This is a genomic window from Duganella sp. S19_KUP01_CR8, from assembly GCF_036688705.1.
In the GTDB taxonomy this organism is placed as follows: domain Bacteria; phylum Pseudomonadota; class Gammaproteobacteria; order Burkholderiales; family Burkholderiaceae_D; genus Rugamonas.
The window spans coordinates 65,372-84,691 of the sequence record NZ_JAQQPR010000018.1 but is presented as its reverse complement, the minus strand read 5'-3'; the positions used below and the strand labels follow the sequence as shown (position 1 = coordinate 84,691).

Genomic DNA, 19,320 nt, shown 5'->3' with positions numbered 1-19,320 from the left:
CGTGCTCAGCAGCATTTTGTGATCGCCGGTAAAATTGCGACCTGCAAATTGAAGGAGCACCCGTGAGCCAGTCCCACGCCCAGCAAGACATTTCCCCAGGCATGGTCTGGCTGTTCGCCACCGCGACCGGACTCATCGTCGCCAACCTGTACTACGCGCAAACGCTGATCGGCCCGATCAGCCGCGCCACCGGACTCGACCCCGGCGCGGCCGGCCTGATCGTCACGCTGACGCAGATCGGCTACTGCCTCGGCCTGCTGTTCATCGTGCCGCTGGGCGACCTGCTGGAAAACCGCCGCCTGATCTTCATCGCCCTGCTGGTGACGGCGGCCGCCTTGCTGGCCGCCTCGTTCACGCGCAGCGCGCCCTTGTTCCTGTTGGCGGCCTTCTGCATTGGATTGGGTTCGGTGGCGGCGCAGATCGTGGTGCCGTTCGCCGCCCACATGGCGCGGCCGGAAAAGCGCGGCCAGACCGTCGGCAAAGTGATGAGCGGCCTGCTGATGGGCATCATGCTGGCCCGCCCCGTCGCCAGCCTGGTGGCCGACGCGTTGAGCTGGCACGCCATCTTCGTCATCTCCGCGGTCGGCACCACGGCGCTGGCCTTCCTGCTGCGCGCGCGGCTGCCGCAGCGCCAGCCGGATTCGGGCCTGCATTATTTCGCGTTGCTGGGTTCGATGTGGCACCTGCTCAAGAGCACGCCCATCCTGCGCCGCCGCGCCGCCTATCAGGCGTGCATGTTCGGCGCCTTCAGCCTGTTCTGGACCTGCGTATCGCTGGAATTGACCGGCCCGCGCTTCGAGCTGAGCCAGACCGGCGTCGCCATCTTCGCGCTGGTGGGCGTGGCGGGCGCAATCGCCTCGCCGATCGCCGGCCGCCGCGCCGACCACGGCAAGAGCCGTTCCACCACCGCCGTCGCGCTGACGCTGGGCGCGCTGGCCTTCGCCCTGCCGTTGCTGGTCCACTCCAGCCGCGTGGTCGACCTGGGCGTGCTGGTGCTGACGTCGATCGTGCTGGACATGGGGGTCTCGGCCAACCTGGTGACGGGACAGCGGGCCATCTTCGCGCTGCCGGCCGACATCCGCAGCCGCCTGAACGGCCTCTACATGGCCTTGTTCTTCATGGGAGGCGCGTTGGGTTCATCGCTGGGTGGCTGGATGTTTGCAGCGCACGGCTGGACCGGCGTCCTGTGGGCCGGCCTCGCCTTCCCCCTGACCGCCCTGTGCGTGTTCGCCACCGAATAAAATCGGGGCCGTGTCCGAATGTCAGACTTGACCCCAGGTTTAATGCGACCAGAGCCGGACCTGGCCTTGTAGAGAAACGGTGCCATTGATGTTGAGGCTGCCCAAATTGCCGGTGACCGGCGCGTTCGGGTCCATCTGCACGCTCAGCGATTCGAAGCCGAAGTTGGTGTAGCGTACGTAACCCGGCAAGCCGATGGCGATGTAGTCGCCGCCGCCGTCGGAGCGCGTCTGCACGCCCAGGCTGACGGCGAACATGTCCACCATGCCGCGCACATTCTTGAACACGATGTAGCGGTTCTGCCCGTCGCCATTGAAGCCCAGCGACAAACGGCTGTCGCTGACCGCCCCCACCAAAGTCGGATCGTTGAGCGAAATGTGCGCCGCAAAGCTGATGCCGTCCTGACCACTGACCTGCGACAATTCCTTGTCATCGAGCGCCTGCAACGGCCCGGCCTGCGCCACGCCGGCAGCGAACAGCAGCGACAGGAACAGGGCGCGCGCCATCAGTGCTTGAACTTTATGTCGAGATACTGGATCTGGATCGAGCCTATGCGCGACGATCCCAGGTCCACCGTCGCCTGCCCCGGGCTGACGAAGGAAATATTGTCGACCACGATGCCGCCGGCCGGCGCCACGCCGCTGCCGTAGCGCGAGTCCGGCCAGTCGATGCCGATGTGCAGGCGCGGCCCGGTCTCGTCGGTCAGCGCATTGATCACCGCCGGCTGCGACGCCACATTGGCCAGCATCCATGGCGTGTTGTTGAACACGCCGTTGCCGTCGACCCCGCCGATATGCACACCGCTCAGCACCATCGCCTCGGTGGCGTCGGTGCGGCCGCGCGGCTGGAACGACAGCTGGCCGATATCCATCCGCAACGCGGCGCCGAAGGCCACGCCGTCATTGACCTGCGGCGTGGAGAACTGCAAGCCGCCGCCGGAAAACACCAGGTCCTTGACCACCACGCTGCCCTGCTCGCGCGTGACACCGTCCGCCGTCACGCCCCAGTCGTAGGCGGCTTGCCAGCGCTGGTCGGCATTGATGTTCAAGGGGAAGGCGATATTGATCACATCGGCCAGGCCGGGCGCGCCGGCCACGATGTCGAGCTTGTAGGGATCGGAAAACGGCAGCGGATTATCGCTGCGCGAGGCGCTGAATTTTTCCACGTACAGGCTGGAGCCGATCGGCGTGGTGTAGGTGACGCGCGCATCGCCGCTCATGGCGAAACCGTTCAGGTCGAAGCTGACGCCGTCGCGTCCGCGCACGGTCGACAGCGCCGCATCCGTCAGGGCCTCCATCGCCGGCGCCGGTGCGCACACGATGGTTAGCAACGCCAGCAAGGAAGCGCGCGCGGCCATCATCAGCGGCCCTTCGGCAGATTCGGCGGCACCAGGCCGGTGGTGTTGAGCGCTTGCAGCTTGTCGCGCCAGTTCAGCCAGATGCCGGCCTGCGCCGCATCGCTAGCCGGCACGCCGGCCGCGCTGGGGAATTGCACGCCGGTCTTCAACACCGAGATCCAGAAATCGCGGCTCGGTCCGGCGGCATCGCCGGCCGTCACGCCGCCCAGCTGCGCCAGCGACAAACAAGGCGCGGTGCAACCGCCGTCCCAGCGCTTGCCGCCCAGCGTATCGGTGCGCGAATCGAGCGTCACGGCGCTGCCGTCGGCCGCCAGGCCGCTGACCGTCATCGAGCCCGACAGGCTGTTGATCTTCAGGCCGATGTCGCCGCTGATGCCTTCAAAGCCGAAGCGCATGCCGACCGCCTCGCGCGAGGCGCCGTCGGCCGCGTTCTTGTAGACGAATTCGAAATAGGGATTGCTGATGTGGACCAGGCGCTGCGCCTCGGTGCCATCGCTGCGGCCGAACTGCAGCAGGCCGATATCGAGGTCGGCGCCGGTGCCGTTGCGGGCGGCGTAAGTGTATTCGCCCAGCCGCATATTGCGCAGGTTGGCGCTCAGCGTGATGTCGGCGTCCAGCGCGACCTTGCTGAAATCGAAGCCGCCCAGGCTGGTGTTGGTCAGAGCGACCAGACCTTGTCCGCGCATATTGGACAGCTCGTCTTCGCTCAGGGCTTGCATTTGCGCCGAAGCCGTCAGCGTGCAGCAGGCCAAAGCCGCGCACAACCACAGCGAACGCAGGAGATAGAGGGGGCTCATGATGTGGGAACGGCAGCCGCGGGCGCGGCTGCCGTTGCTCAACTGATTAGTGAGCGAAGATCCAGACGGTGGTGCCGCGCATGTCGATCTGGTTCATCGCTACCGAACCGAACGATGCTGCGTTGTTGCCCATCTTGGTCGAGTCTACCGACACGTTCAGGTAGTGGCCGTCAGCAACCACGCTCGCCGGGATAGCGATCTGCACGACGTCGCCGCCGGTAGCTGGGTTGTAGAAGGTGCCTGGGTTGGTCACGCCGGCGGCGCCAGCGGCGGCCAGGAAGGAGTTTTTCGACAGGATGTCGATGTTAGCGGCGATCAGGCCGTTAACTTTGATGCCGTTGAAGCTGACCGAACCGCCACCCAGGCCGTTCGCGTCCAGCGCGTCGGTATCGGTGTAGACGAACGATGCAATCTTGATGTTCAGGTTGGCAGCGATCGACACGCCGTCCTGGCCGCTGACGGTGCTCAGTTCTGCGTCCTGGATCGGGGTCATGGCCGATGCCGAGAAGGCCAGGGTTGCCAGGGCTGCTGCTGCTGCGGTTTTGATGAATTGCATGTGATTGTCTCCGTGAGGTTTTGGTCTAGGTATTTGTGTTTTTTTCAATGCTACGTAACCATCTTAGGGCTACGCTGTTGCAAGCGTCCAGCATGCCGCGCTGACTTTTCAGGCCAAGCTACAGACCCTGCGAGCCAGCGCGGACTAGCCTGGATTAGTGCGCGAAGATCCAGACGGTGGTGCCGCGCATGTCGATCTGGTTCATCGCTACCGAACCGAACGATGCTGCGTTGTTGCCCATTTTGATCGCGTCAACCGACACGTTCAGGTAGTGGCCGTCAGCAACCACGCTCGCTGGGATAGCGATCTGTACCACGTCGCCGCCGGTAGCTGGGTTGTAGAAGGTGCCTGGGTTGGTCACGCCGGCGGCGCCAGCGGCGGCCAGGAAGGAGTTTTTCGACAGGATGTCGATGTTAGCGGCGATCAGGCCGTTAACTTTGATGCCGTTGAAGCTGACCGAACCACCACCCAGGCCGTTGGCGTCGAGTGCGTCGGTGTCGGTGTAGACGAAGGAGTCAATCTTGATGTTCAGATTGGCAGCGATCGACACGCCGTCCTGGCCGCTGACGGTGCTCAGTTCTGCGTCCTGGATCGGGGTCATGGCCGATGCCGAGAAAGCCAGGGTTGCCAGGGCTGCTGCGATTGCGGTTTTAACGATTTGCATTTTTTATCTCCGAGTTGTGTTTGAAATTTTTGGCCGGTCTCACGTCCGACAGGCTGATCCTTGGCTCCGGGTAGGAGCTGCGGCGCACTGCCTGGTACCGTGAAAATCTTAATATTTGACTATTAATTGAGTCCATCATATGAGTCGCTCCCGACGCCGGTCCAGCGTGTCGCACTGACTTGCAAAGCCAACGACTTGGCCCTGGGAGCCATGCAGAGTGAGGACGCGGAGTGTGGTCGTTGTTGCACGCTTGTTGTCAAAAAGTTGCGGCAAACCGGACGCCAAGTAGCATAAGTCCGGCCCGGATTATCTAGAGTCACAGCTCTAAAAAAACAGATGCTCGGTTTTGGCAAACCATGCGTTAATTAATTACCAGAAAAGAAAGACGAGTTGTCGCCTTAATAAAGCACGACCGTTCTAATTACAAATACGGAGACAAGATGAACCCACCAACGGGGCGCCCGACGCCTCTGGGCGCAGCCTACGCCCGCACTTTGCGCCGGCCTTGCCGCCAGCATTTTTATCGCGCGCGTATGAGCCCGCTCCCGCGCATGGCGCGCGCCGCGCGCGAGGGCTGACGCCATGCTGATGATCCTGCTGACCGTCATCGCCGCCGTCATCGGCGGCGCCGGTGTCATGTCCCGCCATGAACCGAAAGACCTTCCCAAGGACCAGTTCGTGATGCCGCAAGCCCGGCTGGGCGGCGGCGCCTACGTGCAATCGGTGACCATGGAGCCGTTCTCCGAACTCAAATACAAACACATCGTGCGCCAGGCCTTCGACTTCAGCTGCGGCTCGGCCGCGCTGGTCACCATCCTCAACTACCACCTGGGCGTGATGGTCAACGAGCAGCAGGCCATGGAAGGCATGCTGGACAAGGGCGAGAAGGAAAAAATCATCGAACGGCGCGGCTTCTCGCTGCTCGACATGAAGCGCTACGTCGGCTCGCTGGGCATGTCCGGGGCCGGCTTCAAGGCCGAGATCAAGGACTTGATGACGCTCAACGAACCGGCCATCGTGCCGATCGACTACGCCGGCTCCAAGCACTTCGTGGTGCTGCGCGGCATACGCGACGGCGTGGTCTACATCGCCGACCCGTCGGCCGGCAACATCGTGTTCTCGGTCGAGGAGTTCGCCCGCTGGTGGGACAAGAACACCCTGTTCATCATCTCCCCGGCCAAGGATCAGCAACCGGTGGCGCAACTGGCGCTGACCGACCAGGAACTGGGCGTGACCGACATGGACCGCGTCACAGGCAAGGGCCGGCAGGACGGCCTGTCCAACTCGGCCCAGCAGTTGCTGCGCGCCGTCAACTCAGGCGCCGCCGGCACCTGGATGCATCGCAATTAAACCTCAGCAGCGCCACTACTCTTCAAGGATGACCAAGATGATTTTCCGTACCCTGCCTATCGCCGCAGCCATTGCCGCCACCCTGCTGGCGCTGCCCGCTGTGGCGCAACAGACACCACCCGCGGCCGCCCCGGCCAGCGCCGACGCCGCCCGCGACGCCCTGGCCAAGAAGGAAGGCGAAGGCGACCAGAGCGCGCTGCTGAAGCAGACCCTGACCGCCGTCGACAAGCAGTACTCGATGATCCGCCGCAACCAGCTGTCGGTCACCTACGACCTGACCTACGCCTACGTCGGCGAGGAACGCATCGTCACCGACCTGGCCAACGGCAGCACCACCCTGTTCAACATCGAGAACACCAGCTCGCACAGCGTCACCAACACCTTCTCGGCCGACTACGGCCTGCTCGACAACGTCACCGGCAACGTCACCCTGCCGCTGATCTCGCGCTACTCGGACAACAACCTGTCCAACGGCGTCTCCAACTCGCTGGGCGACCTGCTGCTGGGCGCGCGCTGGCAGCCGTTCGAAGCGCGCCGCGACACCCCCAACCTGACCGTGACCAGCAACGTGCGCCTGCCGACCGGCCGCAGCCCGTTCAAGATCATCGCCGGCAGCGGCGAGGCGACCGGCAGCGGCGTCGGCGCCTTCACCGCCGGCCTCAGCGTGAACAAGATCGTCGACCCGGTCGCGCTGTTCGGCTCGCTGAACTACACCGCCAGCCTGCCGGCCAAGCACCTGTGGCAAGTCAACGGCACCCGCATCCTGACCCGCGTGGCGCCGGGCGGCACCATCGGCTTCGGCATGGGCTTCGCGTACGCGCTGTCGTATGGCATTTCCACCACGATCTCCTTCCAGGAAGCGATCTCGGCCGGCTCCAAGCTGCGCTTCGCCGACGGCCTCGAAGCCAAGACCCATATGCAGACCTCCAGCATCCTCAACATGGGTCTGGGCTACCGCATCTCGCCCAAGACCACGGTCAACATGTCGGTCGGCATCGGCCTGACGCCGGACTCGCCGAACATGACGGTGAGCATGAACATCCCGCTGAACTTCTGACGGCGTAGACCTTCATGAGCCCGTCCAGTCCAGTCCACGCGCGCCGCCGCGCCACCGCCGCCGCGGCTGCGGCCCTGTGCGCGGCGCTGAGCCCGCTGTCGGCGCAAGCTGCGCTGACCGAGAACCTGACCACCAGCGTGGTCGCCATGTCGCTCGGCAATGCCGTGACCGCCGATCCGCCCGGCGTCGCCTCGATCCACTTCAACCCCGCCGGCCTGGCGCGGCTGACCGGCGACGGCGAGAGCATCCACAACTTCGTCGCTTCGATCCGCACCGCGGCCAGCTTCACGCCGGGGCCGAACTTCGACATCGGCGGCTGGAAGGACGATCCGATCTCCAACACCCGCACCGGCCCGGTGCGCCAGGTGATGTACGTGCCCGGCTACGGCATGCCCGGCTGGCGCCTGCCGGCGGTGGCCGTGCCCGGCGTCGGCATGTACTGGAACAAGGCCGGCTCGCCGTGGACCTTCGCCACCGACAGCTATATGTCGCAGGCGATGAGCCTGGACCGCACCACCGATCCCAACGACCCCGGCCAGTACCAGGGCCGGCAGGAACAGATCCAGCGCCTGGTCTACCTGTCGCCGTCGGTCGGCTACAAGTTCTCCGAGACGCTGCGCTTCGGCGTCTCGATTCCGATCGCCCACGCCGCCTTCGTGGTCGACACCAATATGCGCTTCCCCAACGAGCTGCTGGGCGTGTTCGGCCAGCTGCAAAAGGGCTGGTGCCCGGAAGACGGCGGCAACATCATCGACGTGCTGGGCTTCGGCGTGTGCGGCGGCGGCAAGGACGGCATGGTCAGCCCGTTCAAGAAGGCCGCCAATATGCGGCTGGAGCTGACCGCCCCGTTCGACCCGACCATCAACCTCGGCGTGCTGTGGGAGCCGCGGCCGTGGCTGGCGCTGGGCGCGGTCTACCAGGGCGGCTCCAAGACCCACTACACCGGCAACTACCAGTTCGACACCGAGCCGATGCTGCGCAACTTCGTGCGCGGCATGAACGCCTCGCTGCTAGGGCCGATCGCCGGCGCCGTGCTGGGCTTCCCGAGCTCGATCCCGGCCACGCAGAAGGGCAATATGAGCGCCATCATCCCCTTCCCTTCGCACCTGCAGGTGGGGATCAAGCTCAAGCCCATCCGCTACGCCCAGCTCAACGTCGACGCCAGCTACGCCCGCTGGAGCGAATGGGACGCGCTGCGCTTCCAGTTCGACCAGAGCATCAAGCTGCTGGAAGTGGCGCGGCTGTACGGCATTCCGGATTCGACCAAGCTGGTCATCCCGCGCGGCTACAAGAGCGTGGTCAACCTGGCCTACGGCGTGCAGCTGTTCCCGATCGAAAAGCTGGCGCTGCGCTTCGGCTTCGAACCGCGCAAGACCTCGATCCCGAACAGCAAGATCGACTTGCTGGCGCCGCTGCCCAACACCAAGCTGATCAGCGCAGGCCTGAGCTACAAGGTCAGCAAGAACATGGAAGTCAGCGTCACCGGTTCCTACATGACCGGCAAGTTCGAAGTGCCGGCCAACACCGACTGCAATCTGAACTGCAGCAACTTCCTGAACATCATCTACAACCCCTATGCCGGCCAGAACGTCAAGGGCGACATCCACGTGCGCTATTTTGGTTTTGAAATCAACAAGCGTTTCTGATTTTTTGAGGAGCACAATATGACGACACCCATCACCACCCATTGCAAGCGCGGCTTGATGCTGCTGGCCCTGATTTCCGCCGGCGCCTGCGCCGCCCCGGTGCCGCCGGCCAAGCAGGCGCTGGTCGACAAGGTGCTGAAGCTGTGGAACCCGGACAACATCGGCCAGCAGATGCTGCAGGCGCCGGTGGCGGACGCGGTGCAACAGGCGCGCGCCATGCTGCAGGGCCGCGCCGTGCCGGAGAAGCGCGACGCCGCCATGAACGACATCGTCGGCGAAGCCAAGCAGTTCATGGCCGAGGCCACGCCGATCACCAAGGGCAGCGCCGACAAGCTGATCCCGACCACCATCGCCCCGCTGCTGGCCGAGCGCTACACCGAGGAAGAACTGAAGCAGCTGATCGCCATCCTCGAATCGCCGGTCAAGAAAAAGTTCGAAGCGATGCTGCCGGAAATGCAGAAGACCCTGGGCGAAGGCGTGGCCGCCGACACCCGCGCCGTGATCGACCCGAAACTGCAAGGCCTGAAGGAAAAAATCGGCCTGCGTCTGCGCGCTGCGGTCACGCCATGACCTACTCCTCCGCCCTGCATCTGGTGCGCGGCGTCAAATCGCGCCTGTCCCATTCCGGCGTGGAAGCGGAAGCGCTGTTCGCGCAAGCCGGTCTGGACGAAGGGGACGGCCTCGCCTGCGACGCCCTCACGCTGTCCGACAAGCTGAGCCACCTATGGGAACTGGTGGTGGAAAAATCCGGCGATCCGCTGATCGGCCTGAAGATCTCCTCGCCCCACCGGCTCGGCTGGCTGGGCGTGATGGGCCACATCATGCTGGTGTCGCCGACGGTGCAAAGTTCGATCGAGCGCTGCCACGGCCACACCCGGGTCGGCCTGCTGCTGCCCGGCGCGCGCCGCGACGTGCCGCAGCAACGCTACGACTTCGTCTGGTGCGTACTGCTGCGTTCGCTGCGCTGCGCCGCCGGCCGCGACGACATCGCCCCGGTGGTGGTCGAATACACCTTCGCGGCGCCGGCCAACGCCCACGTGTATGAAGAGACGTTCGGCTGCCCGGTCAAGTTCTCGATGCCGCACAACGTCATGGAATTTTCCGACACCGACCTGGTGATGGCGCTGCCGGCCAATCCGCCGCTGGTGCCGGGCAGCGGCGAGCGGGTGCTGGCCACGCTGGCGCGCGCCGAGCCGCCGACCTTCAGCGCCAAGGTGCAGGGCCTGCTGGCCAGCCTGCTGCCGAAAGGCCCGCCGCACCGCGACGACGTCGCCGCCCAGCTGATGATGAGCGAGCGCACCCTGCAGCGCCGGCTGGCCGAGGAAGGCACCAGCTTCACCAACCTGGTCGACGACACCCGGCGTGAGCTGGCGCGGCAATCGCTCAGCTGCGGCGAACTGTCGCTGAAGATGCTCAGCTTCCAGCTGGGCTTTTCGGAACCGAGCGCGTTCTACCGGGCCTGCAAGCGCTGGTTCGGCATGGCGCCGTCGGACATCGTGCACATGGCGCATCAACCGGGCCCCGAGCCCGAGTCGATGAACGCCACCACGCCGCGCAAATCGGCATAAAGAATCGGCACAATAAAAAAAAGGAGACGGGGCTATGGGATGGTTATCGAATAATCAAAGCAAATCGATGCTGGGTCAGCTGCTGGTCAAGCAGAAGCTGATTACCGAAGAACAGCTGGCCAACGCGATCGAGCTGCAACGCACGACCGGCCAGCGGCTGGGTGACATCTTCGCCGAGCTGAACCTGATCACGCACCAGCACATCGAAGAAGCGCTGCGCAAACAGCGCCGCCTGCGGATGGCGGCGGCCATCGCCACCTCGCTGCTGGCGCCGATGGAAACCTACGCCGCGCAGGCCCTGCCATCGCTGGCGGTGGGCACGCCGGTGGTGCTGAGCAAGGACCAACGCGGCTTGCAGATCAAGGAGCGCGCGGGCCTGCAGGCCTTGAGCGAAGAGGAACTGGGCGACACCTCGGCCCAAGGCCTCAGCGACGAGCTGCTGCAAGTCGTCAAGCAGGCCAAGCACAACGGGCTGGAAGTGGTGGGCGACATGGCCAAGCTGCTCAATCCAGTGCTGGGTTTCCTGGAGGCGGACACCAGCATGAAGAACGTGGTCTACGATCCGAGCAAGGCCACCGCCACCATCAACAAGGACGGCTCATTGACCTTGAACCTGCCCTCGTCGATCGGCGAGCTCAACTTCAACAACATCCGCGTCAAAGGCACCGAAGGCGCCAGCTTCGGCAGCATCTCGATCCGCGGCATCGACCTGACCGGCACCTCGATCACGCTGGCCTTCCATCACTGAAAAACCAATCCGGGGTCAGGTCCCCCATTTATTCATCAGTTCGGCTAAATAGCCGAACTGATGAATAAATGGGGGACCTGACCCCGGGTTTGTTACTTGGCGTTGCGCGGCTTGGCGAAGGCGTCGCCGGCTTTCCATTCCGGCAGCTTGGCGCCGTTGGCGATCAGGCGGCCCAGGTTCAGCGTGTATTGCGCCGTCTGCACCATGCCCGACAAGTCCCAGCTCGCATCGTACTCATCGCTCACCTGATGGTAGCGCTTGTCGTACGCAGCGGCCTTGGCTTTCGAACCGGCCGGATCCTTGATGTACTCGCGGCCCGACTCGATCGAGAACGCCGGCACGCCGTTCTTGGCGAAGTTGAAGTGGTCGCTGCGGAAGTAACCGCCCGCCAGATCAGGTTCCGCTTCGGCGATGTGCATGCCCATCGCCTTGGCCGCTGTCTCGGCCAGCTTGCCCAGCTCGGTGCGCTCGCTGCCTTGGGTGCCGATGTCGCGCGTGGCGCCGACGAAATTCAGGCTGTCCAGGTTCAGGTTGGCGGCGGTCTTCGCCAGCGGCCACAACGGCGACGCGGCATACGCAGCGCTGCCCAGCAAGCCCTGCTCTTCGGCAGCCACCCACAGGAACATCTGGCTGCGCTTGGCAGGTGCGCGCACCGCCTCCTGCGCCATCGCCAGCAAAGCCGCCGAGCCGGAGGCATTGTCTACCGCGCCGTTGAAGATGGTGTCTCCCGTGTCGCCTTGCTTGCCCAAGTGATCCCAGTGCGCGCTGTAGATCACCACTTCATCCTTCAGCTTGGGATCCGTGCCCGGCACCACGGCCGCCACGTTGAACTGCTCGACCTTGCGCACGGCCGCCTTCATTTCACCGTTCAGCTTGGCGGCCAGCGGGACCGGCTTGAAATCCTTGCGTTCCGCCGCAGTGCGCAGCGCATCGATATCCTGGCCTGCCGCCTTGAACAGCGCGCGCGCCGTGTCGTCGGTCATCCAGCCTTGCAGCTGCGTACCCAGCGTGCCTGCCGCCAGCTGGAAGCGCTCCACGCCCGACCAGCTGTTCTGGATCACGCTCCAGCCGTACGACGCGGTCGGCGTGGTGTGTATCAGCAGCACGCCAGCGGCGCCCTGGCGGCGCGCTTCTTCAAACTTGTAGGTCCAGCGGCCGTAATAGGTCAGACCCTTGCCGTTGAAACGGTTGGGCTGCTCGGCGGTCGGCTGCGGGTCGTTGACCATCATGACCAGAATCTTGCCCTTCAAGTCCACGCCCTTGTAATCGTTCCACTGCTCGTCCGGCGCGGTGATGCCGTAACCGACGAACACCAGGTCCGCATTGAAGCTGTGCGACGCGGTCGCATCGCCCGGCGCGAACACCCAGTCCTTGCCAAAGCTGATCGGCAGCGCCTGGCCGCCAGCTTCCAGTTTCAGCGTGCTCTCGGCCGGCTGCGTCTTGACGCCGGCGATCTGCACCGACTGGCGATAGCTGTCGCCATTGCCCGGCTTCAAGCCCAGCGCCAGCGCTTGCGTTTCCAGATAAGCAACGGTCAGGTCGGCGCCGCGCTGGCCGGTGCCACGGCCTTCCAGCACATCGCTGGCGAGGAAAGCCAGGTGGGCGCGCAGCGGAGCTTCCTTCACGGCGGCGCTTTTGGCGCTGTCGGCGTGGGCGGGGAATGCCAGCGCCAGGCTGATGGCCAAGGCGGAGGCAACATAGGAGGGGGTCATTTTTTGCATGATTTCCTGGAGACGTAAAAGGTGGTCGCGGTCCATTGAATTTGCCGCGCGTACATTGTATGCGATAGCCACGCTAAAATGGCGGCATGACAGACCGCACTCCCTACCTAGGCCGCTTCGCCCCCTCGCCCACCGGCCCCCTGCATATCGGCTCGCTGGTGGCCGCCATGGCCAGCTACCTGGATGCCAAAGTGCACCACGGCCAGTGGCTGGTGCGCATCGAAGACGTCGACGGCGACCGCAACGTGGCCGGCGCCGATGAGCACATCCTCGCCTCACTGCAACGCTGCGGCATGCACTGGGACGGCGACGTCACCTGGCAAAGCCGCCGCACCGACCTGTACCAGCAAGCCTTGCGGCAGTTGGGCGAGCTGGTCTATCCCTGCGGCTGCTCGCGCAAGGAAATCGCCGATTCGCAACTGAGCCTGACCGGCCGCCAGGCGCAGGCGCTGATCTACCCGGGCACCTGCCGCCACGGCCTCGCCCCCGGCAAGAGCGCCCGCGCGCTGCGCCTGAAGGTGCCGCAAGCGCCACAATCACCGCATTGTGTGCTGCGCTTCGAAGACCGCTGGGCCGGTCCCGTCAGCCAGGACCTGACCGACGACGTCGGCGACTTCGTCATCAAGCGCGCCGACGGTTTCTGGGCCTACCAGCTGGCCGTGGTGGTCGACGACGGCGCCCAGGGCATCACCGACATCGTGCGCGGCGCCGACCTGCTCGACTCCACGCCACGCCAGCTCTACCTGCAACAAGTGCTTGGCCTGCCACGCCCAAGCTACCTGCACGTGCCCGTAGTGACCAACGAACTGGGCGAGAAACTATCCAAGCAAACCGGCGCCATGGCCTTCGACAACGGCGCCGCCCCGCAACAGCTGTTGCAGGATGCCATGCTGCCGGCCGCCCGCTACCTCGGCATGGACCTGCAGGCCGACAGCATCGACGCCTTCTGGCGCGCCGCCGTGCCCGCGTGGGCGCAAGTTCTGCGGAATCTGCCGAATCCACGCTAGTCTCGATATCGATCAACACCGGCACTGGCGTGCGCTGTGCGCGCCGGCTTTTCCTCTACACTGAAGCAATGGAAGTCGAACTCAAACTACTGCTCTCGCCCGCCGACAACGACCAGTTGCTGCAGCACCCGCTGATCGCCGCCCACGCGCGCGCGCCGGTGCGCTCGCAGCCACTGTCGGCCCGCTACTTCGACACGCCGGACCTGCACCTGCTGCGCCACGGCGCCGGCCTGCGCGTGCGCAAGATCGACGGCACCTGGATGCAAACCATGAAAGCCGGCGGCAGCGTGCAAAGCGGCCTGCACCGGCGCAACGAATGGGAAGGCCCGGTCGACCGTCCGTGGCCGCGCCTGGGCAAGCTGCGCAAGCTGATCGGCGACCAGCAGCAATGGCTGGACGTGCTGGACGGCGACGACCTGAAAGCCCGGCTGGAACCGCTGTTCGTGGTGACCGTGCAGCGCCACAGCTGGGACCTGGACGTCGACGGCAACCACATCGAACTGGTGCTCGACCACGGCCACATCGAACGCCACGGCCATCAGGTGCCGGTCAACGAAATCGAACTGGAACTGAAAGACGGCGACCCGGCCAGCCTGTTCGCCTTCGCCTTGCAGCTGCAGGAGCAGATCCCCATGCGCCTCAGCAACACCAACAAGGCCGAGCGCGGCTACATGCTGTGCCGCCAGACCGGCACCGTGCCGCACCGCGCGCAAAGTATATCGCTGGAGCCGGACGCCACCGCCGCCGACGCGCGGCTGGCCATCCTCAACAACTGCCTGCAACACATCCAGCGCAACGAGAACGCAGTCATCGAAGGCGACGACGCGGAAACGCTGCACCAGATGCGCGTGGGCGTGCGCCGCCTGCGCTCGGCGCTGAAGCTGTTCGACGCAGCGGCGCCCTGCCCACCCGCGTTGCAGGAAGACGTCAGCTGGCTGGGCAAGGAACTGGGCGCGGCGCGCGATTGGGATGTATTGCTGGCGTCCACGCTGACGCATATCCAGGCCAACCCCGGCGGCCGCAACAGCGTGCTGGACCTGCAAGCGCTGGCGCTCAAGACCGCCCACGCCAAGCGGCGCGAAGCGGTGCAAGCCCTGCTCTCGCAGCGCTACACGCGCCTGCTGCTGACGATGGGGTTATGGATGCAATTGCCTGCCGAGGGCATGGACGAAGCGGCGATAGCCTTCGCCAACCGTACCATGAAGCGCCTGCACAAGAAGCTGCTGAAACGTTCGCAACGCATGGACGATGACGCTCCTGAGAGCATCCACCGTACCCGCATCGCCGCCAAGCGGGCCCGCTACGCGCTGGAGTTCTTTCATTCCCTGCACAGCGGCAAAGCGCTGCGCACTTATCTGAAAACCCTGTCCGCCACACAAGAGGAATTGGGGCGCCACAACGACCTGGTGGTGGCCGACCGGCTGTTGCGGGAACTGGGCCAGCAGCACGACGCGGCCAGCGCAACCATCCAGTTCGCGCGCGGCTACCTGCAGGCGCTGCAAGCCACGCAGCCGGCCGACCTGGCGACGATCTGCGCCGACCTGCACGCGCTGCGGCTGCCGTAGCGGCAGGGCTTGTGGTAAATTGGCACAACCCCGAACAATCGGCATCTGCCTCTTCTATCACCCATGAAATCCCGTTCATCACCGCACGGCACGCAAGCCTGGCTGTCGGCCGTCCGCGCCTACAATCTGTGCGAGACCGTGGTCAGCCACCGGCTGGCCGATATTCAACTGCGGGTCGGCGACCTGGAAGTGCTGGCCACACTGGCCACCACCCCGGGACTGAGCCAGCGCGAGCTGGCGGCGCGCTGCTTCATCACCAAAAGCGGTGTGAGCATGTTGCTGTCGCAAATGGAGGAGCGCGGCCTGGTCACCCGCACCGCCGACGCCAGCGATGCCCGTTCCAAGCGCCTGGCCTTGACCGATGACGGCATGAAACTGGCGGCCCAGGCCATGAAGATCCAGTCCGACGTGGTGAACGTCATGGTGGCCGGGGCCTCGGAGCGCGAACTGGCCGATATCCAGCGCGTGATGGACCGCGTTTCCGCGCAGCTGGAGACGCTGCTGTAGACGAACAACCCGCGCCTGGTCAGCGCGCTGCCTGCAGCGCGGCAATCACCGTCTCCGGCGCGATCACGCCCTGCTTACTGAGCAGCAGCCCCTTGGACGTACCTTCCGCGATGAGCTTGTCGCCGACCGAGAAACGATGCGTCATGAAGAAATGCCGTTCGTCCCAATGGGTCAGGTGCATGGTGGCGGTGAAACGCTGGAATACCCCCATCTGCTTGCGGTAAGTCATCGTATGCTCGGTGATGACCGGCATCCAGCCATGCCGCCGCATCTGCTTCACCAGGCCGGAGCGGATGAACAGGTCGATCCGGTTCAAATCGCACAGCGTCAGGTAACGCCCGTTGTTCACATGCAGATTGATGTCCAGGTCGTTGGGAAAGGTCAGCAGCGACAGTTCGCTGGTGGCCGGGCCGACCGGCAGCCGGGGACGGAACATCGAAGCGACCAGCACATACAACAGGCGGAAGATGAGATTCATGGATAGGCTCCTGACGGCGTCACACCGGTTAATGGTTCAATTTTGAACAGTGTAGTTCAAAATTGAACCATTAACCAGCAAAACATCAGGTGCACATCAAGAGCGCTAGCGGACCGCCTGGCGCACCTTGGACTCCACCGTCCAGGTCAGCGTTGCGGGGCATTTGGCCCGCTGTATCGCTTCCAGCGCGGCGTCGGCGTCGATGTCGGCCTGCGGATACTGCTTGGCGCCAACGATCTTGAAATGCAGCGCCGGCGTGCTGGAGCTGGCCGTCTTGGACAGCAGCGGATAGAAGCCCCGCTCGGCCAGCACCTTGCGGCACGGCTCGATGTCTTTGAGCTGGTCCGACTCCACCTCTATCCTGAACTCCCAGTTGACGGCGATGCCACGCGCGGCCTGCTCCGGCTCCGGCCGCATCAAATCCGACGGCAAGGTGGCGGCAGCAGCCATCAGCGGAGCGCTCAACAACAAGGTGGTAGCAATCAGACGCAACATCGAAAATCCTCGGGAGACGTTAAAAGGTCATGTTATCAGGATCGGATACAAGCTGGCGACCAGCAGCAACGCCATCACCACATTGAAGATGCGCACCGAGCGCGCATCCTGCAGCACGCGCCGCATCGCCACGCCGAACACCGCCCACGAGCCGACGCAGAATATTCCGATCACGCCAAACACACCCGACAGCAGCGCCACATCCAGCACCTTGAAGCCAGGCGGCAAGTAAGTGGTCAACGCGCCTATCGCCATCACCCAGGCCTTGGGATTAATCCACTGGAAAGCCGCCGCGCCGGCAAAGCTCATCGGCTTGGACAGCCCGGCCTGCTCCGCGCTCATCGGCGCCGCGTGCGCCAGTTTCCAGGCCAGCCACAGCAAGTACAACGCACCGGCGTACTTCAGAATCAGCTGCAACATCGGCACCTGTTCGAACACCGCGTGCAAGCCCAGGCCGGTGGCGAAGATCATGAACGTGAAGCCGCAGCAGATGCCGAACAGATGCGGCAGCGAGCGCGTGAAGCCATAGTTCAAACCCGAGGCCAGCATCATGGCGTTGTTCGGGCCGGGCGTGATGGTCGAGATGGCGGCAAAGGCACAAAGAGGGAACAACAGATCGGGCGTCATGGGCGTATCCGGTAGCAGGCAAGAACCCCCATTGTAGGGAAAGTGTGCTTAACTGTACCAGTACACTCATGCAAACAGTACACGAAGGTGTATTGGTCGCTTGGCCGATACGACTCAGCCCCGCTTGCGCTGCCGCCCCAGCAGCTTGTAGAAACTTTCCAGCTCGCGCCGCACCAGGTCCTGGCCGTTCTCGATGACGAAATCCTGGAACGCGGCCGCCACCTTGGGGATGGGCTGGCCGGTCAGGTGCATGATGTGCCAGTCCGCTTCCACCGGATTCTCCTGCATCGGCAGGATCGCCAGCAAGCCGGCTTCGAACTCCAGGCCGCAGGCGTGCACCGACAGGAAGCCCAGTCCCAGCCCGGCCGACACCATGCGCTTGATAGCCTCGTTGCTCGACACTTCGGAGCCGAATTCCAGCGGATGCCCGGCATCGCGCAGCAGCCGCTCCACCGCCGTGCGCGTACCCGAACCGCGCTCGCGCACCATCAGGTTGGCCGCCATCACGTCGTTCAGCGTGATCTTTTTCTTCTTCATCAGCGGATGCGTGGGACTGGCGATAAACGCCATCGGATGCCGCGCAAACTTGGCGGCGTTGGTGCGCAGCTCGCGCGGCGGCGTGCCCATGATGGCCAACTCGATCTCGTGGCGCGCCAGCATCTGCACGATCTCCGCCCGGTTCCCCACTTGCAGCTTGAGCCGCACGTCGGGCCGCTCGATCGTGAACGGCACCAGCAGCGGCGGCAACAAGTGCTCCGCCGTGGTCACCGCGCCGATCCGCAAGGTGCCGCTGGTGACGCCCTGCAGCGCCGCCAGCTCGTCGCCGGCCTGCTCCCACAGCCGCAGGATGCGTTCGGAAAACTCCACCATCACCTCGCCGGCCGCCGTCAGCTGGATGTTGCGCCCGACCTTGCGCGTCAGCGGAATGCCCGCAATCTCCTCCAGTGTGCGGATTTGCAACGAAACCGCAGGCTGCGTCACATGCAGCGCGTCCGCCGCGCGCGACACGCTCTCGTGGCGTGCGACCAATACCAGCGACTGTAGCTGGCGAAAGCTGGCGTGATACATAAGTCATTCCTTATCAATTATCCAAAATGTTTAATTTTTCTTTTGTTCATTGTACCCGTATATTCATAATCATCTGACATCGTTTAAAGCGAGACCGACATGAGCATCGACGTAATCTTCCTGGGCCTGGACGGCGTACTGTTCGACACCGAAGCACTGCACCTTGCGGCATGCAACGCGGCGTTTGCCAACGCCGGCCTGTCGGTACGCTGGACCTTGCCGGCGCTGCGCGCAGCCGCCGCCACCCACGGATATGCCCGCGCCATCGGTTCCGCCATCGCCTGCGAGCTGCTCTCGCGCGACAAGGCCCGCGTGGCCGAACTGTTCGCCGACAAGCACCGCCAGTTCCATCAGGCCATCAGCGCCCAGCCGCCCAAGGCGCTGCCGGCCGCGCTGGCCCTGATCGACGATGCGCTCAACGCCGGCTGCAAGATCTGCGTGTTGACCGACCTGCCGGCGCCCGCCACCTCGGCGCTGCTGAGCGGCTGCTTCGGCGCCGATGTCAACAGCCTGTTCACGGTGGTCACCGGCGGCGCCAATTTCGACGGCCCTTCCGGCACCGGCCCCTATGCCCGCGCGCTGAACGCCATGGGCGTGGCGCCGCAGGACGCCATCGCCATCGACACCGCGGTGCCGGGCTTGCGCGCCGCCGAGGAAGCCGGCCTGTGGACCGTCTCCGTCGCCCCGTACGGCAACGAAGTGGTGCGTCCACGCCAGTTCATCACATTCGACGCGCTGCGTGAGCTGCGTTCAAGCCCCTACACGCCGGACCAGCGCGCGAAGCACGACCTGGCGGCGTAACCCAAGGCCGTCATTCCCGCGCAGGCGGGAATCCATAGAACACGTCTGAGCAAGCTCAGCATGGATTCC

Annotated in this window: 21 protein-coding genes; 11 read left to right on the top strand and 10 right to left on the bottom strand. The window is 64.5% G+C overall.

Annotated features, from left to right (window positions below):
- Positions 1–101 precede the first annotated feature (101 nt).
- Positions 102–1,241 (top strand): MFS transporter, encoded by a 1,140-nt coding sequence (locus V6M89_RS18825; protein WP_332854669.1) that lies wholly within the window; start codon positions 102–104, stop codon positions 1,239–1,241.
- 39 nt (positions 1,242–1,280) lie between these two features.
- On the opposite strand, the gene V6M89_RS18820 is transcribed toward V6M89_RS18825, so the two are convergent.
- The 5 genes from V6M89_RS18820 to V6M89_RS18800 all read right to left on the bottom strand — a co-directional run bounded on the left by V6M89_RS18820 (position 1,281) and on the right by V6M89_RS18800 (position 4,613).
- Complete coding sequence (locus tag V6M89_RS18820) at positions 1,281–1,745, bottom strand: DUF6160 family protein (protein ID WP_332854600.1); 465 nt, start codon at positions 1,743–1,745, stop codon at positions 1,281–1,283.
- Positions 1,745–2,599 (bottom strand): hypothetical protein, encoded by an 855-nt coding sequence (locus V6M89_RS18815; protein ID WP_332854599.1) that lies wholly within the window; start codon positions 2,597–2,599, stop codon positions 1,745–1,747. Before V6M89_RS18815 ends, V6M89_RS18820 begins: the two co-directional genes overlap by 1 nt.
- Positions 2,599–3,393: a hypothetical protein gene (locus V6M89_RS18810; RefSeq protein WP_332854598.1), complete on the bottom strand. Its 795-nt coding sequence runs from the start codon at positions 3,391–3,393 to the stop codon at positions 2,599–2,601. The genes V6M89_RS18815 and V6M89_RS18810 overlap by 1 nt, the downstream gene beginning before the upstream one ends.
- Before the next feature lie 46 nt (positions 3,394–3,439).
- Positions 3,440–3,949: a DUF6160 family protein gene (locus tag V6M89_RS18805; RefSeq protein ID WP_332854597.1), complete on the bottom strand. Its 510-nt coding sequence runs from the start codon at positions 3,947–3,949 to the stop codon at positions 3,440–3,442.
- A gap of 154 nt (positions 3,950–4,103) precedes the next feature.
- On the bottom strand, positions 4,104–4,613 hold the full coding sequence (locus V6M89_RS18800; RefSeq protein ID WP_332854596.1) for a DUF6160 family protein: 510 nt from the start codon (positions 4,611–4,613) through the stop codon (positions 4,104–4,106).
- Between the two features lie 582 nt (positions 4,614–5,195).
- Between V6M89_RS18800 and V6M89_RS18795 the strand changes: the two genes are divergently transcribed.
- Genes V6M89_RS18795 through V6M89_RS18770 form a run of 6 tightly spaced genes read left to right on the top strand, consistent with a single transcriptional unit; the run spans position 5,196 to position 10,982 of the window.
- A complete protein-coding gene (locus V6M89_RS18795; protein WP_332854595.1) occupies positions 5,196–5,963 on the top strand; it encodes a C39 family peptidase in 768 nt (255 codons plus the stop codon).
- Between the two features lie 37 nt (positions 5,964–6,000).
- A complete protein-coding gene (locus tag V6M89_RS18790) occupies positions 6,001–7,020 on the top strand; it encodes a transporter (RefSeq protein WP_332854594.1) in 1,020 nt (339 codons plus the stop codon).
- A gap of 14 nt (positions 7,021–7,034) precedes the next feature.
- Positions 7,035–8,666 carry an OmpP1/FadL family transporter gene (locus tag V6M89_RS18785; protein WP_332854593.1) on the top strand — a complete coding sequence of 544 codons (1,632 nt, stop codon included), beginning with the start codon at positions 7,035–7,037 and terminating at the stop codon, positions 8,664–8,666.
- A gap of 18 nt (positions 8,667–8,684) precedes the next feature.
- Complete coding sequence (locus V6M89_RS18780) at positions 8,685–9,236, top strand: DUF2059 domain-containing protein (protein ID WP_332854592.1); 552 nt, start codon at positions 8,685–8,687, stop codon at positions 9,234–9,236.
- Positions 9,233–10,234, top strand: coding sequence for an AraC family transcriptional regulator (locus tag V6M89_RS18775; protein WP_332854591.1), 1,002 nt, complete (start codon positions 9,233–9,235; stop codon positions 10,232–10,234). The genes V6M89_RS18780 and V6M89_RS18775 overlap by 4 nt, the downstream gene beginning before the upstream one ends.
- Positions 10,235–10,268: 34 nt before the next feature.
- Positions 10,269–10,982 (top strand): hypothetical protein, encoded by a 714-nt coding sequence (locus V6M89_RS18770; protein WP_332854590.1) that lies wholly within the window; start codon positions 10,269–10,271, stop codon positions 10,980–10,982.
- Between the two features lie 92 nt (positions 10,983–11,074).
- Here the strand turns inward: V6M89_RS18770 and V6M89_RS18765 are convergent, their stop codons facing one another.
- Entirely contained in the window at positions 11,075–12,703 is a 1,629-nt protein-coding gene (locus tag V6M89_RS18765; protein ID WP_332854589.1) for a M28 family peptidase, read from the bottom strand.
- Between the two features lie 86 nt (positions 12,704–12,789).
- Here V6M89_RS18765 and gluQRS point away from each other — a divergent pair, with 86 nt between their 5' ends.
- From gluQRS to V6M89_RS18750, 3 genes are all read left to right on the top strand, one after another.
- The gene (gene gluQRS, locus V6M89_RS18760) at positions 12,790–13,710 is read left to right on the top strand and encodes a tRNA glutamyl-Q(34) synthetase GluQRS (RefSeq protein ID WP_332854588.1); all 921 of its coding nucleotides are present in this window, start codon (positions 12,790–12,792) and stop codon (positions 13,708–13,710) included.
- A gap of 68 nt (positions 13,711–13,778) precedes the next feature.
- Complete coding sequence (locus V6M89_RS18755; protein ID WP_332854587.1) at positions 13,779–15,275, top strand: CYTH and CHAD domain-containing protein; 1,497 nt, start codon at positions 13,779–13,781, stop codon at positions 15,273–15,275.
- Positions 15,276–15,338: 63 nt separating this feature from the next.
- Positions 15,339–15,782 (top strand): MarR family winged helix-turn-helix transcriptional regulator, encoded by a 444-nt coding sequence (locus tag V6M89_RS18750; protein WP_332854586.1) that lies wholly within the window; start codon positions 15,339–15,341, stop codon positions 15,780–15,782.
- Positions 15,783–15,801: 19 nt separating this feature from the next.
- On the opposite strand, the gene V6M89_RS18745 is transcribed toward V6M89_RS18750, so the two are convergent.
- The 4 genes from V6M89_RS18745 to V6M89_RS18730 all read right to left on the bottom strand — a co-directional run bounded on the left by V6M89_RS18745 (position 15,802) and on the right by V6M89_RS18730 (position 18,450).
- Positions 15,802–16,260, bottom strand: coding sequence for an acyl-CoA thioesterase (locus tag V6M89_RS18745; protein WP_332854585.1), 459 nt, complete (start codon positions 16,258–16,260; stop codon positions 15,802–15,804).
- Between the two features lie 105 nt (positions 16,261–16,365).
- Positions 16,366–16,755, bottom strand: coding sequence for a hypothetical protein (locus V6M89_RS18740; RefSeq protein ID WP_332854584.1), 390 nt, complete (start codon positions 16,753–16,755; stop codon positions 16,366–16,368).
- A gap of 27 nt (positions 16,756–16,782) precedes the next feature.
- Positions 16,783–17,382: a LysE family translocator gene (locus V6M89_RS18735; RefSeq protein WP_332854583.1), complete on the bottom strand. Its 600-nt coding sequence runs from the start codon at positions 17,380–17,382 to the stop codon at positions 16,783–16,785.
- 114 nt (positions 17,383–17,496) lie between these two features.
- Complete coding sequence (locus V6M89_RS18730; RefSeq protein ID WP_332854582.1) at positions 17,497–18,450, bottom strand: LysR family transcriptional regulator; 954 nt, start codon at positions 18,448–18,450, stop codon at positions 17,497–17,499.
- A gap of 99 nt (positions 18,451–18,549) precedes the next feature.
- On the opposite strand from V6M89_RS18730, the gene V6M89_RS18725 reads away from it, so the two are divergent.
- Entirely contained in the window at positions 18,550–19,251 is a 702-nt protein-coding gene (locus V6M89_RS18725; RefSeq protein WP_332854581.1) for an HAD family hydrolase, read from the top strand.
- Positions 19,252–19,320: the final 69 nt, after the last annotated feature.

Bases quoted from the DNA above. Each gene is read 5' to 3' on its own strand.
- V6M89_RS18790 (WP_332854594.1), top strand. From the start codon at position 6,001: ATGATTTTCCGTACCCTGCCTATCGCCGCAGCCATTGCCGCCACCCTG.
- V6M89_RS18735 (WP_332854583.1), bottom strand. From the start codon at position 17,382: ATGACGCCCGATCTGTTGTTCCCTCTTTGTGCCTTTGCCGCCATCTCG.
- V6M89_RS18725 (WP_332854581.1), top strand. From the start codon at position 18,550: ATGAGCATCGACGTAATCTTCCTGGGCCTGGACGGCGTACTGTTCGAC.
- V6M89_RS18775 (WP_332854591.1), top strand. From the start codon at position 9,233: ATGACCTACTCCTCCGCCCTGCATCTGGTGCGCGGCGTCAAATCGCGC.
- V6M89_RS18825 (WP_332854669.1), top strand. From the start codon at position 102: ATGGTCTGGCTGTTCGCCACCGCGACCGGACTCATCGTCGCCAACCTG.
- V6M89_RS18805 (WP_332854597.1), bottom strand. From the start codon at position 3,949: ATGCAATTCATCAAAACCGCAGCAGCAGCAGCCCTGGCAACCCTGGCC.
- V6M89_RS18745 (WP_332854585.1), bottom strand. From the start codon at position 16,260: ATGAATCTCATCTTCCGCCTGTTGTATGTGCTGGTCGCTTCGATGTTC.
- V6M89_RS18815 (WP_332854599.1), bottom strand. From the start codon at position 2,599: ATGATGGCCGCGCGCGCTTCCTTGCTGGCGTTGCTAACCATCGTGTGC.
- gluQRS (WP_332854588.1), top strand. From the start codon at position 12,790: ATGACAGACCGCACTCCCTACCTAGGCCGCTTCGCCCCCTCGCCCACC.
- V6M89_RS18820 (WP_332854600.1), bottom strand. From the start codon at position 1,745: ATGGCGCGCGCCCTGTTCCTGTCGCTGCTGTTCGCTGCCGGCGTGGCG.
- V6M89_RS18800 (WP_332854596.1), bottom strand. From the start codon at position 4,613: ATGCAAATCGTTAAAACCGCAATCGCAGCAGCCCTGGCAACCCTGGCT.
- V6M89_RS18750 (WP_332854586.1), top strand. From the start codon at position 15,339: ATGAAATCCCGTTCATCACCGCACGGCACGCAAGCCTGGCTGTCGGCC.
- V6M89_RS18755 (WP_332854587.1), top strand. From the start codon at position 13,779: ATGGAAGTCGAACTCAAACTACTGCTCTCGCCCGCCGACAACGACCAG.
- V6M89_RS18730 (WP_332854582.1), bottom strand. From the start codon at position 18,450: ATGTATCACGCCAGCTTTCGCCAGCTACAGTCGCTGGTATTGGTCGCA.
- V6M89_RS18795 (WP_332854595.1), top strand. From the start codon at position 5,196: ATGCTGATGATCCTGCTGACCGTCATCGCCGCCGTCATCGGCGGCGCC.
- V6M89_RS18765 (WP_332854589.1), bottom strand. From the start codon at position 12,703: ATGCAAAAAATGACCCCCTCCTATGTTGCCTCCGCCTTGGCCATCAGC.
- V6M89_RS18785 (WP_332854593.1), top strand. From the start codon at position 7,035: ATGAGCCCGTCCAGTCCAGTCCACGCGCGCCGCCGCGCCACCGCCGCC.
- V6M89_RS18770 (WP_332854590.1), top strand. From the start codon at position 10,269: ATGGGATGGTTATCGAATAATCAAAGCAAATCGATGCTGGGTCAGCTG.
- V6M89_RS18780 (WP_332854592.1), top strand. From the start codon at position 8,685: ATGACGACACCCATCACCACCCATTGCAAGCGCGGCTTGATGCTGCTG.
- V6M89_RS18810 (WP_332854598.1), bottom strand. From the start codon at position 3,393: ATGAGCCCCCTCTATCTCCTGCGTTCGCTGTGGTTGTGCGCGGCTTTG.
- V6M89_RS18740 (WP_332854584.1), bottom strand. From the start codon at position 16,755: ATGTTGCGTCTGATTGCTACCACCTTGTTGTTGAGCGCTCCGCTGATG.